We start from the raw sequence: 16,319 nt of genomic DNA on the forward strand, positions 1-16,319 counted from the left end.
TATCGTATTATTTAAATGGAATCAAAAATATGTTCCCTATAAAATTAAGCAATAATGATGCGGTAGACGAAATTAAGATTAAAAAATGATATGACTCTTACTTTTGAAGAGCCATACCTTTTTTGAAGAAGTGTATGTTAGATATCTTAGCTTCTTTTTTAGCAGAGCTTACTTTCACTTTAGCGGTTCTGCTCTGCATGATGATAACCCATGCTACAACAGCACCGGTTAACGCCATTAATGAACCAACTAACGATGGAGAAGTATAATTATATCCAGCTGCTAATGGCAATCCACCTAAGAAAGCACCTAAAGCATTTCCGATGTTAAAACTTGCCTGACTGGTTGCTGCTGCAAGCATTTCAGATCCTTTGGCTGTATTAATCATGAGCATTTGTATAGAAGGAGCTAAAGAGAATGCTACTGCGCCTGTTATAAAGGTCATAATAAGAGAAAGGATGGGGTTGAAAGAGACAAAATATACAATTACCAAAGTAACAGCCATGGTAGAAAGTAATATTAAGGATGCCTTAGCTGGTGAAACGATATCAGCCAATCTGCCGCCTATAAAGTTACCAAGTAACATTCCTAAGCCTGCTAGCATTAATACATAGGTAATGGAGTTTGCTGAAAAACCAGATACTTCGGTCATTAATGGAGCAATATAGCTATACCATGCAAATAAACCTCCAGTACCAATGGCAATCATAAGAATCATTAACCAAGACTTTGAGCTTTTGAAGAAGTTCAACTGAGTTTTAAGGCTGCTTTCCTTGCTTGCAGGAAGATTTGGCATCCAGTATTTTAAGCTTGCAATGGTGATAAGGCCTACCAAAACAATGACAGCGAATGAAAGACGCCATGAATAATGATGACCAATATAAGTTCCCAATGGAACACCGCCAATATTTGCGATCGTTAAACCAGCAAACATAATGGCAATCGATTGTGCTTCTTTTCCTTTAGGAGCTAAGCGGCTTGCTACTACTGAACCTACACCAAAGAAAGCTCCATGAGGTAGTCCGGCTAGTAAACGGCTGATAAATAGACTCGTATAGCCAGAAGCAAATGCAGATAATCCATTGAAAATGGTAAACATAACCATCAGGAAAATCAAGATATTCTTTGGTGGATATTTCCCGGCAATAAGCACCAATAAGGGAGCACCAATCACTACTCCTAATGCATAAGCAGAAATTAAGTGCCCTGCTTGTGGAATGCTAATAGCTAAGTCCTTTGCAATATCGGGCAACAAACCCATCATCACAAACTCAGTAATACCAATTCCTAAACCACCGAGCAATAAAGCGTATAATCCTTTTTTCATAATAAATTACTTAGTGTAACTAATACACTATGCAAAAGTAAGAAAAAGATATTTGTAATCAATACAATTAGATGTAAAGAAATAATTAATTTTTATTGGTAAGATTTGTTACGCAATAAATGGTCGGCTATAACCAAGGCTGCCATCGCCTCTACAATGATTACCGCACGCGGAACTACACAAGGATCATGTCTTCCTTTTCCGGTAATTTCTACGTCGTTTCCTTCCTGATCAATTGTGTTTTGAGCACGCATAATGGTGGCTACAGGTTTAAAAGCTACGTTGAAGTTTATATCCATTCCGTTAGAAATGCCTCCTTGAATACCACCTGAAAAATTTGTTAGGGTTTTTAAAGCCTTATTTGAATGGTCCGGATTGATAAACAAATCATTATGTTCAGAACCACGCATGCTTGACCCCTCAAAGCCAGATCCGTACTCAAAACCATGAACTGCGTTAATGCTTAACATGGCTTTTCCCAAATCGGCATGAAGCTTATCAAATACTGGTTCACCTAAACCTACCGGAACGTTTTGGATAACAGTGGCAACCTTACCTCCAACTGTATCGCCTTCTTTTTTAATCATCCCGATAAAGTCTTCCATTTCTTTAGCGGTTGCCGGATCGGCACAGCGCACGATATTTTTCTCACGTATATCCAGCAATTCTTTGATATCATTGCTGCCTAAGTTAGGCGCCTGTATATTTCCTACAGCAGAAACATGCGAGAAGATCTCAATGCTATATTGTTTTAAGAATAGTTTGGCTATAGCCCCTGCTGCAACTCTTGCTGCAGTTTCTCTTGCTGAAGAGCGCCCGCCACCACGATAATCACGGATGCCATATTTAACCTGATAGGTATAATCTGCATGAGAAGGTCGGTATTTATCTTGGATATGAGAATAATCTTTTGAACGCTGATCTTCGTTTGGTATCAAAAGCATAATAGGTGTTCCGGTGGTTTTGCCTTCAAATATTCCTGAAAGAATAGAACAGGTGTCGCTTTCTTTTCTTTGAGTAGTAATTTTCGACTGACCGGGCTTACGTTTATCAAGCTCTTGTTGGATAAACTCCAGATCAACCTCCACATTTGGAGGGCAACCATCTATAATTACGCCAATTGCTTTGCCGTGTGATTCACCAAAGGTGGTAATCTTAAAAGCCTTACCAAAAGAATTTCCTGCCATTTTCTTATTTGATTATTCTCGATTAATTGATTTTAAAACCCACTTGTTCCAGGTGTTTCCAGAATAAAGGGTATGATTTTTCTACTACTTCCGGTTCTTCAATGATTAATTCTTTAAAAATCAAGGCAAGAGGAGCAAAGGCCATGGCCATGCGGTGGTCTTCATAGGTTTTTATAGTAATGGTATCCGGATTAGATCTTTTGCTGCAATCTAATCGATACGTCTCTTTCTCTGCTTCATAAAGCCTTACACCAAATTTAGCCAATTCATTCTGTAAAGCGAGTATGCGATCGGTCTCTTTTATTTTTAGGGTTTCCAATCCGGTAAACGAAACTTCATAACCCAGAGCAGCACAGCAAACTATGACAGTTTGGGCTAAATCCGGACAAGAGATCAGATTATAGCTATCTTTAACTTTTCTCCCCTTTATTTTGGTAAGCTTTAATCCCTCAGCTGTAAATACAGAAAGAACTCCAAAATCCAGCATGATGTCCTTTATCTCCTGATCTCCCTGTAAGCTTGAAGGTTTTAAACCAGGCAACAGAATGTCTGCTTCTTCAGCCAAAGCAACCATCGAGTACCAATAGGAAGCAGCACTCCAATCCGGTTCTATAAAGAGTGTAGACGGACTCGGTGTTTGTGGAGCAATATGAATTTGATTTCCTTGCCAGCTATGCTCAATCCCTGTTTCCTTCAACATATCTAATGTCATTTCAACATAGGGACGCGAAGTTAGATCTCCTTCAATAGTTAGCTTTAGTCCTTGAGGGAGTGAGCTGGATATTAAAAGTAAGGCTGATAAATACTGGCTGCTGATATTTCCCTTTACAGAAACCTCTGCAGATTCTTGTTCGAATGGGCCGGTTATTTTCAATGGCGGAAAGCCTTCATTCTCCAGGAATTCAATATTTGCACCCAGAGATTTCATCGCATCTGAAAGGATACCGATAGGCCTTTGTTTCATTCGTTCACTTCCTGTAAGTATGAACGTTCCTGCATTTAAAGGAAGAAAAGCACTTAGAAAACGCATCGCTGTACCTGCCGGGCCAATATCAACGGTGACTTCAGCATCACCTGCATTCTTAGCTTGTAGCAGTGCGTTTTCTAAGGCAACTGTATCTGCTGCTTCTGATAGGTTTTTAATCTCAACTATCCCTTTGCTTAAAGCCTTAATAATCAAAGCACGGTTGCTTTCACTTTTAGATCCCGTAAGCTGGATTGTATCTTTAATAGCCTTCGAAGAAGCTGTTAAACGGATATTATTTGTTTCCATTTACGCCTCTACAGATGGTTTTTTATTCATAATCTCGTTTTGTTTACGAATTGATTCATTATGAACTAATTCTAAAAACTTAACAGTAAAGTCCTTATCCAAGCTTAAGGCACTTGCCATTCCAGTTCTTTTTTCAACGATCTCGTCCCAACGACTCACTTGTAAAATAGTAACGTTATTATCGCGTTTAAACTCACCGATTTTTTCAACGATTTTCATGCGTTCTCCAATCTTCTGGATAATTGCTGTATCTAATTTGTCTATTTCTGAACGAAGGGTAGCTAATTGATCATCAAAAACAGGGTTGTCAGAATCTGCTTTACGGAGCGTTAATCTTTCAACTAATTCAGCAAGAGCTGCAGGAGTTAATTGCTGTTTAGCATCTGTCCAGGCAACCGAAGGATCAATATGAGATTCAATCATTAAACCTTGCATATCTAGATCCAACGCTTTTTGCGAGATGTAAGGAATTAGTTCGCGGTTACCGCAAATATGACTTGGATCGTTAACGATTGGCAAATCAGGAGCAATGGTTTTCAATTGGATAGCAAGATCCCACATTGGCTCATTACGGAAAGAAGTTTTTTCGTAAGAAGAGAAACCACGGTGAATAGCACCTAATTTTGTTATTCCGGCATTATTAATACGCTCAAGAGCCCCAATCCATAAAGCAAGATCCGGATTGATTGGATTTTTAACCAAAACAGGGATATCTACACCTTTTAAAGCATCTGCTATTTCCTGAACAGTGAAAGGATTAGCTGTACTTCTTGCACCTACCCATAGGATATCAACACCACCTGCTAAAGCTTCTTCAACGTGTTTCGCTGTAGCAACCTCAACTGCAGTAGGCAATCCGGTTTCTTCTTTTGCACGCTTTAACCACTCTAGTCCAATGCTGCCAATTCCTTCGAACTCACCCGGACGAGTACGTGGTTTCCAAATCCCGGCACGTAAAACAGATACTTTACCTGTTGCTGCCAATAAATGTGCAGTAGCCAACAGTTGTTCTTCTGTTTCTGCACTACAAGGTCCTGAGATAATTAAAGGTTCTTTACCTGTATTTAACCAAGAGCTTAGAGGTACGATGTTTAAATTAAGTTTCATTTTTTTTATTGTTAAATTCTTGTTGATTATTCTTATTAGTCTGTTTTACACTTTTTCATTTTTCTGATATTCACCCATAATATTGAAATTTACGGTGTGCTTAAGAGTCTTCCGGATCGCAGCTTCATAGTCTGAAAGCTTCTTCCATTCGAAATCAACGTGGAAGATGTATTCATTTCTTTTTCCCAGTACAGGCATCGATTGAATCTTACTCATATTGATTTGATGTTCAGCAAAATAATTCAGGACTTTCGCTAAAGATCCGATTGAATTATCTGTTTGGAAAGAAATGGATGCTTTATTTGCATTCGGATTTTCTTCTGGTTTGCCCGCAAGAATTAAAAAGCGCGTATAGTTCTTCTTGTTGGTCTCAATTCTGCGATCAAGAATTTCCAATCCGTATGTTTTAGCAGCCAATGTATTAGCTACTGCTGCTGTATCCATTAATTTATTTTCACTGATCTTCTTTGCGCAAGCAGCTGTATCCATGCCTTCGCTTACTTTAATATCCGGATGCTCTTCAAAAAAATCTGAACATTGACGCAAAGCGATGGGGTGTGATTCTACAAATTTTATTTGGTCCAATGTAACCCCAGGCAGAGCCATTAAATGAAGCTGTATGCTTAAGTAAACCTCACCCACAATAGGGAAGCGGTATTCTTGCAATAAATTATAGTTAGGCAAAAGACTTCCGGCTATGGAATTTTCGATCGCCATAACCACATAATCTGCTTTTTTTTGCTTTAACGCATCGCAGGTCGCTTTAAAAGAATCGCATTCTATGGTTTCAATATTTTCTCCAAAATATTTAAAAGCGGCTTCTTCATGAAAGGAGGCTTTCGTTCCTTGTATAGCTATGCGTTTTTTATCCATTGTTTTTTTGTCAAAAAAAAAGCCCCGGGGTTTACCGAGACTTTTTATACATTTTATCTTTTATATATGCATATCAATCCCGGCTGTTACTGCTAAAGTAAAAGAAACCAAAATACCAATATGCTGTTGTTTGCTTCATTGTATTGCCAAAAATACAAAAGAAATTCATTTTATCAATAAAAAATGTAAAAAAAATTCAATCAACTCCTTATCAATTAATATTTAGAGCTCAATGATTTATCGAAGGAGCCTTTAGCATTGAAATTTGAAGCTTATTTCGTGGAATGACGCTCATAAAATTCTATTTGTTTTAAAATACGCTCAAGTATTAGATAAATCAACCCTTTTTGATTATATAATTTGCTTAATTAGTCCTGATTATAAATTTATTCCATATTATATATGTAATTATGCTTGTAATTTATTAATTATTAAGTTAAATATAGAATAAGTGTATCAATTATTGTTGTTTATTGTATTTTATTAATAGATATATAGTAAATGATGGTCAAAATATAGTTGTATATCAATATATTTAACATTATTTTCTGAATTTTATAAATAATATTAGTTTTTAATTGGAAATTTTTAATATTTTTACATTATTATTAAGAAATAGTATGAAATATATTAATGATTAACCTTTAAAAATAGAAAAAATGAAAAAACAACTCCTCTTAATCCTTATTTCTTTACTTGTTGGCAGTGTTTATGCGCAAGATGATGAGAAACTACAAATTTCCGGTTCTGTAGATACCTATTACAAATATGATTTCTCTAAGTATAAAACAGAAGATGGCTCTTCTAATATCCCAACCTACTTTGCAAATGAACAAAACTCGATTTCATTGGGGATGATTAACCTGATCGCAAAAAAGAAAGTAGGAAAGGCTTCTTTTGTGGGCGACCTATCCTTTGGTCCCAGGGGACAAAATGCAAGTTTATTAAGCGGCTCTATTCCCAACAGTTCAGATGGCAATAGTTTTCATATTCAGAACCTATATGTGAATTATCAGTTTACCGATCAGTTTTCAATGACTGCTGGTTATATGGGAACCTTTATAGGTTATGAGATTATCTCACCAACCGGTAATTTTAACTATTCAACCTCGTATCTCTTCTCTTCAGGACCTTTTCAAAATGCGGGTATCAAAGCTAATTATGCTTTCTCTGATAAAGTAGGCCTAATGGTAGGTTTGTTTAATGACTGGAATGTATATCAGGACTTTAACGGAGTTTCTGATTTCGGAGCCCAGCTTTCCTTGGCTCCGGTGGAGGGTTGGAGTGCTTATCTTAATTTCCTGACAGGGTATCCTTCCGGAACGATTTACGATCTAACTACTTCCTATGAATTAGGCAGCGGATTAAAATTGGGTTTAAACGCAGCTGATTATAGCGCATCTAATGATGCCGGAGGTTATTCTGGCGGAGCACTATATGTTCAACAAGCATTTTCTGAAACTGTATCATTGGGGGTTAGGGGAGAATATTTTAAGCGGAAAGATATTATCGAAGATGCTGTTAATATTGAAGGAGCAAAGATATTAGCTTTTACCTTATCTGCTAATGTTCATGCCGGACCATTAACACTGATCCCGGAAGTACGGTTCGATAATAATTCGGATGCCGTCTTTTTCGATTCTTCAAATGCTGCTACAAAAGATGCATCTCAATTTTCAATAGCCGCGGTTTACGCCTTTTAACCTTTGAAATAACTGCCTGAATCTTCATCCTAGATAAACAGGGGTTAAGCAAGGGTTAAACAGGGGTCAAACAAGGGTAATTTGCGAGTCTTGCCCCTGTTTGGTCCCTGTTTGACCCCTGTTTAACCCCTGTTTGAGTAAAGCGAAATAAATGGCAGTTATAACTGTCATAGTGACTGATTTATAACTTTTAATAGCTATATATTACAATTGGAACATTCCTTGATTAATTGGATATAGACTAAAATTTATAAGATTCAATATGAAAGAAAAAGGTAATATTTCTATCCATACCGAGAATATCTTCCCGGTAATTAAAAAGTTTCTGTACTCAGATAATGAGATTTTCTTGAGAGAGTTGGTTTCTAACGCAGTTGATGCTACTCAAAAATTAAAACGCTTATCTTCTTTGGGTAAAATAGGCGGAGAGGTAGGCGATATCACTGTAAGCGTTTCATTGGATGAAAAGGCTAAGACCATTACTATTTCGGATAAGGGAATTGGAATGACGGCCGAAGAGGTTAAAAAATATATCAATCAGATTGCTTTTTCGGGCGCTGAAGAATTTGTTGAGAAGTTTAAAGAAGCAAAAGATGCTAATGAGATTATAGGACGTTTCGGACTTGGTTTCTATTCTGCATTTATGGTTGCCGACTTGGTAGAAATTCAATCTTTATCATATCAGGATGGTGCAGAGCCGGTAAGATGGGAATGTGATGGAAGTACTTCATTTGAAATATCAGAGGGAAATAGGACAGAAAGAGGTACCGATATTATTTTACATATCAATGCTGATTCTGAAGAGTTTTTGGGTAAATCACGTTTGCAAGAAATTCTAACAAAATACGGTAAGTTTTTACCAGTGCCAATCAAATTTGGTACAAAAACAACTTCTGAACCTGATGGAGAAGATGAAGAGGGTAAACCAAAATATAAGAGTGTAGAAGTTGATAATATAATTAACAACACTTCACCAGCATGGATCAAGACTCCTTCTGAATTGAAGGATGAAGATTACCTTGCTTTTTACCGTGAACTATATCCATTTGCGGAAGATCCGTTGTTTTGGATCCATTTAAATGTAGACTATCCGTTTAACTTAACAGGGATCTTATACTTCCCGAAAATTAAGAATGAGCTGGATATTCAGAAAAACAAGATTAAACTTTATTCTCGCCAGGTATTTATTACCGATGAGATAAAGGACATCGTTCCGGAATTCCTGATGTTATTGCATGGTGTGATTGATTCGCCGGATATTCCATTGAACGTATCTCGTAGTTTCTTACAGGCTGATAGCAATGTAAAGAAAATCAACACCTATATTACTAGAAAGGTAGCTGATAAACTAAGTGAGCTGTTTAAAACAGACCGCAAAGGTTTTGAAGAAAAATGGAATGACATTGGTGTGTTTGTAAAATACGGCATGCTGACCGATGATAAGTTTGCTGAAAAGGCAACTGATTTCTGCTTGGTTAAGAATACAGAAAATGAATACTTTACATTAAAAGAATATGCTGCGAAAGTGAAGGATATTCAAAATGATAAAGATGGTCAGGTAGTATATTTATACAGTACCGATACAGCCAATCAGGATAGTTTTATTGCATCTGCTAAGGAAAAAGGTTATGATGTGCTTGTTTTTGATTCGCCAATAGATAGTCACTTTGTTGGTTTCTTAGAATCGAAAGTAGAAAAGACCTCATTGAAAAGAGTTGACTCAGATGTTATCGACCAGTTAATTAAGAAGGAAGATAATGATCAAAAATTAGCATTAACTGAAGAAGAAAGTGCTTCTGTTAAATCCATCTTTGAGAAAACCATTCATAAAGATACCTATCAGGTAGAAATTACTGCATTAAAAGAAGATGCAATGCCGGTTACTGTGACCATGGATGAATTTATGCGCCGTATGAAAGAGATGGCTCAGAACGGTGGAGGAGGAATGGGTTTTTACGGAAGTCTGCCTGATAATTATAAGGTAACTGTTAATGGTAATCATCCTTTGATTAAGCGTATTTTAGCGGAAGAAGATGAAGCAAATAAAGAGAAGTTGGCGAAACAAGCTTTTGATTTAGCTTTGTTGAGCAGAGGCTTGCTTACTGGTTCTGAATTAACAGACTTCGTTAAACGCAGTGTTAGTCTGATCTAGAATAAGCACTTCTATAAACATAAAAAAAGCTTGGACAATTTGTCCAAGCTTTTTTTATGTGATATTAAATAAATCTGAGTATTAACCCAGGTAAGTTTTTAATATTTTGCTTCTTGATGTGTGGCGTAAACGCTGTAAAGCTTTGTCTTTAATTTGACGCACACGTTCTCTTGTTAAGTTAAATTGTTCGCCAATTTCTTCAAGAGAAAGTGGGTGGTTAGAGCTTAATCCAAAGAACAATACAATGATTTCACGTTCTCTATCTGTTAATGTAGCCAATGATCTTCTGATTTCTTCTGAAAGGGATTCGTCAATTAGACTGTTATCCGTGTTAGGATCATGGTTTTCAAGAACATCAAGAAGTGTGTTTTCTTCACCCTGAACGAATGGAGCATCCATTGAAACATGTCGTCCGGAGTTACTTAATGTATCCGAGATTTTCTCAACAGTTGTTTCAAGTTGATCCGCTAATTCTTCTGGCGAAGGCTCACGTTCATAATCTTGTTCTAATTTTGAAAATGCTTTACTGATTTTGCTTAACGAACCTACTTGGTTTAAAGGTAAACGTACAATACGTGATTGCTCAGCGATGGCCTGTAGAATTGATTGTCTAATCCACCATACGGCATAAGAAATGAATTTAAATCCTTTTGTTTCGTCAAATCTTTTTGCGGCTTTAATTAAGCCTAAATTTCCCTCGTTTATTAGGTCACCTAGGGTTAGACCTTGATTTTGATACTGTTTCGCTACTGATACCACGAAACGTAAATTCGTTTTTGTCAAACGTTCTAATGCGGCTTGATCGCCTTCTCTAATTTTTTGAGCAAGAATTACTTCTTCCTCTGCAGTAATAAGATCGACCTTTCCAATTTCATGTAAATACTTGTCTAATGACTGTGATTCACGATTGGTAATCGATTGTGTAATTTTAAGCTGTCTCATTAAGTAATGTTAAGTTGCTCCTATGATGCAAAAGTGTGCAAAAATAGATAAAATATAATCATTTAACGATTAAAATGGCGAAAAGTTCTCTGATAAAGAGGGATTTATCAAACTCTTCTAATTAAAAGCTTTGCGCAAAAACTGTTCCAATTAAGAGTGTAATTCCTGCAATTAATGAAAGATCTTTTATTGTGATTTTCAAATGAGAAATTAGGCATATAATTTGTGTTATAAAGGTTAGATTTTTAAATATAACAACATATTTCGTATTTTTTATAAAATATCGCTTATCTAATTTTCACGTAAAATAAAATTAATTATGAAATGGCAAGGACGCAGACAAAGTTCTAACATGGATGACCGCAGAGGTATGTCGGGTGGTAAAATGTTACTGGGTGGTGGAGTAATTGGTGTAATTGTTTTGTTGGTACAGATGTTTACCGGGACCGATCTTTCTCAGGTTATCCCTTCAGAATTGACACAGCCTCAACAAGGTACTGAAAGAACTGTTGAGTTAAGTGAGGCTGATAAGCAGATGGGAGAGTTTGTATCTGTTGTGTTGGCCGATACAGAAGATATTTGGGGAAAGATTTTCCAGGAGAATAATCTGACCTATGAGAATCCTAGATTAGTTTTATTCTCAGATGCTGTACAAACAGGATGTGGTGGTGCAAGTTCTGCTTCCGGGCCTTTTTATTGTCCGGCTGATCGAACTGTTTATATGGACCTCGTGTTTTTCAATGAGTTAAAAACTCGTTTCGGTGCAAAAGGCGGTGATTTTGCAATCGCCTATGTTATAGCACATGAAGTTGGGCATCATGTTCAGAACTTATTAGGAACTAGTGGTCGGACACAACAAGCCATGCAAAGTTCAAATGAAACAAGGGCTAATCAGTTATCGGTTGCTTTGGAGTTGCAAGCTGATTTTTATGCCGGTGTTTGGTCTCATTATAATCAGGATCAATTAGAGGCAGGAGATATCGAAGAAGCTTTAAGTGCAGCAAATGCCGTAGGCGACGACACCATTCAAGAGAAAATGCAAGGTCATGCCAATCAGGAAACTTTTACGCATGGTACTTCGGCGCAACGTATGTATTGGTTTAAAAAGGGTTACCAGGGAGGTGATGTAAACCAAGGTGATACGTTTACTGAATTGGGACTGCAATAGTTTAGATATTGTAGGGCCTTTCGTGGTTTTTATTTGCCTCAGTACTATAAAATAGAAGAAAGTGTGAAGGTGTCTTTTAATCGGACACCTTTTTCTGTGTGTTGTAAAGTGCAGCACTCGTTTACCGGATCATGTTCCAGAAATAAAATATAGTCATTATCTGCAATTTCTTTCCAGTAATGAGTTCTTTCTTCCAGCGTTTTTAAAGGAAACATATCATAAGCCATTACGTATGGAAGAGGAATATGTCCGACGGAAGGAAGCAGATCAGCTATATATAAGATTGTTTTTCCTTTATAATTTATTTGGGGAAGCATCATCGCATCTGTGTGACCGAAAGCAAATCGGATGCTGATATCCGGATGAAGTATTCCTGATTCTTTATCTTCTACGAACTTTAATTTCCCACTTTCCTGAATAGGAAGAATGTTTTCCTTTAGAAAAGATGCCTTTTCTCGCTGATTAGGTTCTGTGGCCCATTGCCAATGCTTTTTATTGCTCCAGAAATTCGCATTTTTAAAGGCGGGTACCAGTTTATCACCTTCTCTTTTAATCGCACCACCAACATGATCGAAGTGGAGATGCGTTAAGAAAACATCGGTTATGTCATCTCTATTGAAACCATGTTTCTGGAGTGATTTATCCAAGGTATCGTCACCGTGTAAATAATAATGGCTAAAAAACTTTTCAGATTGTTTATCACCAAGACCAGTGTCGATTAAAATAAGCTGATTTCCATCTTCGATTAACAATAGGCGTGCTGCCCAGGTACAAAGGTTGTTTTCATCGGCAGGATTTGTTCTGCTCCATATTGATTTAGGAACCACTCCAAACATGGCACCACCATCTAACTTAAAGAAACCAGTATCAATGCTGTATAAATTCATAAAAGTTTTTTACGAAGGTACAATTTTCAGAATACATTGATATAGTTCTATCTTTGTGGATATGAATAATGTGCAAACAATTGTTGCTTTATCAACACCAACCGGAAGCGGGGCACTGGGCGTTATCCGATTATCGGGACCTGATGCGATTTCTATTATTAATTCAGTTTTTAAAGGTAAAGACTTAACGAAACAGGCGTCCCATACCCTTCATTTTGGGTTGATTATGGATAAAGATGCAATTTTGGATGAAGTTGTTGTAGGGCTGTTTCTTGCACCAAAATCTTATACCAAGGAAAATGTAGTAGAGATATCTTGTCATGGATCCAGCTATATTATTCAACGCATTATCAATCTGCTGATAGAGAATGGTGCGCGTGCTGCAAAACCAGGAGAGTTTACACTTCAAGCCTTTGTAAATGGCGCATTTGATTTAAGCAAAGCCGAAGCGGTCGCTGACCTAATTGCTTCTAATTCAAAAGCTTCGCATGATATTGCTATGCAGCAAATGCGTGGAGGTTTTGCCAATGAGTTGCAGGGCTTACGTGAGAAGCTGATTCATTTTGCTTCTATGATTGAGCTTGAACTTGATTTTGCTGAAGAGGATGTTGAGTTTGCTAATCGTGAAGAATTGAAGGAGCTGGTTTTGCAGATCAATAAAGTTATTGCCCGTTTAATTACCTCCTTTGAATTAGGAAATGTAATTAAGAATGGTATTCCCATTGTGATTGCCGGAAAACCCAATGTAGGGAAATCGACCCTGTTGAATGCCTTATTAAACGAAGAGCGAGCTATCGTATCTGATATTGCCGGAACTACACGCGATACGATTGAAGATGAGATCAACATCGACGGTGTTATATTTAGATTCATCGATACGGCAGGTATTCGTGAGACAGCGGATTTAATTGAAGCAAAAGGAGTGGAGCGTACTTTGGAAAAAATGAAGCAAGCCAAGCTTATTATTTATATGGCAGATGCTCTCCAGGATTTTGATGATATTGCTAATCAGATTGCTGGTTTGGAAAAACAAGATATACCTTATTTGCTATTGATCAATAAATCGGATTTGTTGAGTGATGTTCAGAAAGTGCAATTGCAAGAGCTTCCTGTTCATTTTATCTCTGCCAGATCTAATGTGGGTGTAGATGAACTTAAAGATAGTTTGCTCGAAACTGTTAATATTAAGAACCTGAATACCAATGAGACTATTTTGACGAATATTCGTCATGTAGAAGCCTTAAAAAACACCGAAACGGCATTGAATCGTGTTTTAGAGAATGTAGATAATCCGATTACTTCTGATTTCTTAGCAATGGATATTAAGCAAGCATTGCATTATTTGGGTGAGATTGTGGGAGAGGTGACTACGGATGATTTGCTGGATAATATTTTCTCTAAGTTTTGTATTGGGAAGTAACTAACAGTAAACAACGATAACAGAATCGTAATAAATCGTATTAAAACCCTTATAGTCATGTGCTATAAGGGTTTTTTGTTTTCATTTATTTTCTGATGTTATTAGTTTGTTTCGTATCTTTTTGTACGTTCCCTTTTTAGGCATGAAAGTAAATGTGATGTCGTACCGCTCGATATTATTGGTTTGGTCTACCACAGGCATATTTACCAAGCCGACATCTTCAAGGTATTGAGCAACGCTTTTTAGTTGAATTCCTTCTCCGCTAAGCTTAAAATTAAGTAATATAAATTTTATAAAAATCTCTACATACATAGAACTTCTATGTATATTTGTTTATGATAGAATTGAATAAGGAATTTATGGCTAGCTCTTTAACCCCTTTAGTACTTCTGATTTTAAGAAGACAGGAAAGTTATGGCTATCAAATCATACAAGAACTAAAAAATAAAACTGGCGGAGAACTCAAAATTGCAGAAGGAACACTTTATCCTATACTTAAAAAGATGGAATCAAAGGATTGGATTGAAGGCACCTGGAAGAAGGCAGAATCTGGCCGAGAACGCAAATATTATATTTTAACAAAGAACGGTGAAAAAGAATTAGAAGAACAGTATTCACAATTAAACTTTATTAACGACCTAATCAATAAACTATGGAATCTTCCAACTTCAATCTTACCAACGAAATCGACAATTACGTCAGCTTAATAGAAGAGCAGGGTAGCTTAACTGAATCAGATAGGAATGAATTAATAAGTCACCTCAATGACTCAACAGAAGTATTGATGGAAAAGGGCTTAACTGATGAAGAATCTTTTATTATAGCTAAAAAACGAATTGGAAATCCTGACCTTTTAACAGAAGAATATAGCAAGATTAATTTTTCACTTAAAACGAGTAAGGTTTGGGCTTACCTTTTAGTGGGTTTCAACATTATTTACGGTATCCCATCCCTGTTAATACTTTTGTTAGCGGCACTTTATTATATCGTTTTCAGAGAGTTTAGTACGTCATCAACAGCCATAATAATCATTACCACTGTTAATGTGCTTATTATCATAGGACTTTGGACTTTGGCTAAATATAGAATGCATATTTCATCATATATTGAAACGCAGGTTGCACAAAAACCTAGTAGATTTATCATTTTAACTAGTATTCCCGTTTTAATTAAAATGCTTTACTTACCTGCATTTTCAAAGCTAATGCCGGGAATGTCTATAAACTATGCAATTTATAATTTTAATAGTGGTTTAACTGAATTTAGCTTATATCTATTGATTATAAGTGTTGTAGGTGTTTTTCTAACTTTAGTATTTAGTATTAACAATAATAGCGAACATACCTTAAAGACATTATTCGCGCAGCCTTCGATGTGGTTTCTTATTTCTTTTGGGATGTTAATTGAAATTCTTGCAGCATCTACCAGAGCCCTTCGTCTTGATAATATAGTTGTGGAATCGCTATTGTTTGCTGGTGTTTATGCTTGTGCTAGTTTTTTAATTGCTTTTTATAATAAATCCACTAGTATAAATAAATACATAATAGCTGCAACTTTACTTGGACTTATCTTAGAAGTTTCCGTTGGAATAAGTGCGGATCTAGGTAGAGGAAATACTTATTACACAGCATATTTCACTGTAGCTTTAATTGGTGGTGTTGCTTTTGGCCGATATATAGGATTAAAAACCTCTTTAAGTCAAGAATTATCTAAGGTATGATGTAAAGTTTTGCAAGACAGAAGAGTCAGAATGTTATTCTTAAACTGAAACATCGTTTCGAAATGTATAATTTCATTGATACCATGAATAGGCTCCGCTATATAGGCTTTGTTTCTATTGAAAATAAGGTTAGATAATGTACTTGCTATCAAAAAGCGATCTTTTTTAATACTCTTTTAAGAAAATTGTTGTGTTTAAAACAGGAAATACCGATCGTTATGGTAAACCCATAAGGTGCAGCATCTATAAGAGAAATCGAGAAAAGATTTAAAAATTAATATTATGAGGCATTTTATTTTTGAAACCAAGGCAAAGTCGCATTGATTCCCGAACCATTTATCTAAAAGCAGTAGAACTAGCCGATCAGCATGAATACCAACCGCTTTTGCTTTGCGCGATATTGATGTACAGATTTGATTCATAGATCAATAATAGCGTTTATTGCCTTTTAATACTATATTTACTTCTTTAGACACTATAATTCCCAATATGACTATAGGCATTTACCTGTCCAATATTAATAAAAGATTTATTTTAGGAAACGCTACCGAGCACCAAGC

General features: G+C 36.3%; 14 protein-coding genes. 6 read left to right on the forward strand and 8 right to left on the reverse strand.

All coding sequences use genetic code 11. From position 1 onward, the window contains the following. Nucleotides 1-97: 97 nt before the first annotated feature. From VL047_RS03430 to VL047_RS03450, 5 genes are all read right to left on the reverse strand, one after another. A complete protein-coding gene (locus VL047_RS03430) occupies nucleotides 98-1,327 on the reverse strand; it encodes an MFS transporter (RefSeq protein ID WP_325358535.1) in 1,230 nt (409 codons plus the stop codon). Between the two features lie 92 nt (nucleotides 1,328-1,419). Further along, nucleotides 1,420-2,514, reverse strand: a complete 1,095-nt coding sequence (gene aroC / locus VL047_RS03435) for a chorismate synthase (RefSeq protein ID WP_325358537.1) — start codon at nucleotides 2,512-2,514, stop codon at nucleotides 1,420-1,422. Nucleotides 2,515-2,536: 22 nt separating this feature from the next. After that, nucleotides 2,537-3,787 carry a 3-phosphoshikimate 1-carboxyvinyltransferase gene (locus VL047_RS03440; RefSeq protein WP_325358539.1) on the reverse strand — a complete coding sequence of 417 codons (1,251 nt, stop codon included), beginning with the start codon at nucleotides 3,785-3,787 and terminating at the stop codon, nucleotides 2,537-2,539. Then, entirely contained in the window at nucleotides 3,788-4,894 is a 1,107-nt protein-coding gene (locus VL047_RS03445; protein WP_325358541.1) for a chorismate mutase, read from the reverse strand. Nucleotides 4,895-4,939: 45 nt separating this feature from the next. After that, nucleotides 4,940-5,767, reverse strand: coding sequence for a prephenate dehydratase (locus tag VL047_RS03450; RefSeq protein WP_325358543.1), 828 nt, complete (start codon nucleotides 5,765-5,767; stop codon nucleotides 4,940-4,942). A 659-nt stretch (nucleotides 5,768-6,426) separates the two neighbouring features. Between VL047_RS03450 and VL047_RS03455 the strand changes: the two genes are divergently transcribed. Both VL047_RS03455 and htpG read left to right on the forward strand, forming a co-directional pair. Continuing rightward, nucleotides 6,427-7,470, forward strand: a complete 1,044-nt coding sequence (locus VL047_RS03455) for a porin (RefSeq protein ID WP_325358545.1) — start codon at nucleotides 6,427-6,429, stop codon at nucleotides 7,468-7,470. A 262-nt stretch (nucleotides 7,471-7,732) separates the two neighbouring features. Then, nucleotides 7,733-9,622, forward strand: a complete 1,890-nt coding sequence (htpG, locus tag VL047_RS03460) for a molecular chaperone HtpG (protein ID WP_325358547.1) — start codon at nucleotides 7,733-7,735, stop codon at nucleotides 9,620-9,622. A gap of 81 nt (nucleotides 9,623-9,703) precedes the next feature. Here the strand turns inward: htpG and VL047_RS03465 are convergent, their stop codons facing one another. Then, complete coding sequence (locus tag VL047_RS03465; RefSeq protein ID WP_325358549.1) at nucleotides 9,704-10,564, reverse strand: RNA polymerase sigma factor RpoD/SigA; 861 nt, start codon at nucleotides 10,562-10,564, stop codon at nucleotides 9,704-9,706. 319 nt (nucleotides 10,565-10,883) lie between these two features. On the opposite strand from VL047_RS03465, the gene ypfJ reads away from it, so the two are divergent. Then, nucleotides 10,884-11,732: a neutral zinc metallopeptidase gene (gene ypfJ, locus VL047_RS03470; RefSeq protein ID WP_325358551.1), complete on the forward strand. Its 849-nt coding sequence runs from the start codon at nucleotides 10,884-10,886 to the stop codon at nucleotides 11,730-11,732. A gap of 44 nt (nucleotides 11,733-11,776) precedes the next feature. Here the strand turns inward: ypfJ and VL047_RS03475 are convergent, their stop codons facing one another. After that, on the reverse strand, nucleotides 11,777-12,619 hold the full coding sequence (locus VL047_RS03475) for an MBL fold metallo-hydrolase (protein WP_325358553.1): 843 nt from the start codon (nucleotides 12,617-12,619) through the stop codon (nucleotides 11,777-11,779). A 61-nt stretch (nucleotides 12,620-12,680) separates the two neighbouring features. On the opposite strand from VL047_RS03475, the gene mnmE reads away from it, so the two are divergent. Further along, the gene (mnmE, locus tag VL047_RS03480) at nucleotides 12,681-14,039 is read left to right on the forward strand and encodes a tRNA uridine-5-carboxymethylaminomethyl(34) synthesis GTPase MnmE (protein ID WP_325358555.1); all 1,359 of its coding nucleotides are present in this window, start codon (nucleotides 12,681-12,683) and stop codon (nucleotides 14,037-14,039) included. A gap of 81 nt (nucleotides 14,040-14,120) precedes the next feature. On the opposite strand, the gene VL047_RS13555 is transcribed toward mnmE, so the two are convergent. Then, on the reverse strand, nucleotides 14,121-14,351 hold the full coding sequence (locus VL047_RS13555; protein WP_414635303.1) for a DUF3738 domain-containing protein: 231 nt from the start codon (nucleotides 14,349-14,351) through the stop codon (nucleotides 14,121-14,123). 47 nt (nucleotides 14,352-14,398) lie between these two features. On the opposite strand from VL047_RS13555, the gene VL047_RS03485 reads away from it, so the two are divergent. Continuing rightward, nucleotides 14,399-14,746 carry a PadR family transcriptional regulator gene (locus VL047_RS03485; protein WP_325358557.1) on the forward strand — a complete coding sequence of 116 codons (348 nt, stop codon included), beginning with the start codon at nucleotides 14,399-14,401 and terminating at the stop codon, nucleotides 14,744-14,746. Beyond that, nucleotides 14,692-15,759, forward strand: a complete 1,068-nt coding sequence (locus tag VL047_RS03490; RefSeq protein ID WP_325358559.1) for a permease prefix domain 1-containing protein — start codon at nucleotides 14,692-14,694, stop codon at nucleotides 15,757-15,759. Before VL047_RS03485 ends, VL047_RS03490 begins: the two co-directional genes overlap by 55 nt. Nucleotides 15,760-16,319 lie beyond the last annotated feature (560 nt).

Source organism: Albibacterium sp., from assembly GCF_035514885.1.
Lineage (GTDB): Bacteria > Bacteroidota > Bacteroidia > Sphingobacteriales > Sphingobacteriaceae > Albibacterium.

Bases quoted from the DNA above. Each gene is read 5' to 3' on its own strand.
- VL047_RS03430 (WP_325358535.1), bottom strand. From the start codon at position 1,327: ATGAAAAAAGGATTATACGCTTTATTGCTCGGTGGTTTAGGAATTGGT.
- aroC (WP_325358537.1), bottom strand. From the start codon at position 2,514: ATGGCAGGAAATTCTTTTGGTAAGGCTTTTAAGATTACCACCTTTGGT.
- VL047_RS03440 (WP_325358539.1), bottom strand. From the start codon at position 3,787: ATGGAAACAAATAATATCCGTTTAACAGCTTCTTCGAAGGCTATTAAA.
- VL047_RS03445 (WP_325358541.1), bottom strand. From the start codon at position 4,894: ATGAAACTTAATTTAAACATCGTACCTCTAAGCTCTTGGTTAAATACA.
- VL047_RS03450 (WP_325358543.1), bottom strand. From the start codon at position 5,767: ATGGATAAAAAACGCATAGCTATACAAGGAACGAAAGCCTCCTTTCAT.
- VL047_RS03455 (WP_325358545.1), top strand. From the start codon at position 6,427: ATGAAAAAACAACTCCTCTTAATCCTTATTTCTTTACTTGTTGGCAGT.
- htpG (WP_325358547.1), top strand. From the start codon at position 7,733: ATGAAAGAAAAAGGTAATATTTCTATCCATACCGAGAATATCTTCCCG.
- VL047_RS03465 (WP_325358549.1), bottom strand. From the start codon at position 10,564: ATGAGACAGCTTAAAATTACACAATCGATTACCAATCGTGAATCACAG.
- ypfJ (WP_325358551.1), top strand. From the start codon at position 10,884: ATGAAATGGCAAGGACGCAGACAAAGTTCTAACATGGATGACCGCAGA.
- VL047_RS03475 (WP_325358553.1), bottom strand. From the start codon at position 12,619: ATGAATTTATACAGCATTGATACTGGTTTCTTTAAGTTAGATGGTGGT.
- mnmE (WP_325358555.1), top strand. From the start codon at position 12,681: ATGAATAATGTGCAAACAATTGTTGCTTTATCAACACCAACCGGAAGC.
- VL047_RS13555 (WP_414635303.1), bottom strand. From the start codon at position 14,351: ATGTATGTAGAGATTTTTATAAAATTTATATTACTTAATTTTAAGCTT.
- VL047_RS03485 (WP_325358557.1), top strand. From the start codon at position 14,399: ATGGCTAGCTCTTTAACCCCTTTAGTACTTCTGATTTTAAGAAGACAG.
- VL047_RS03490 (WP_325358559.1), top strand. From the start codon at position 14,692: ATGGAATCTTCCAACTTCAATCTTACCAACGAAATCGACAATTACGTC.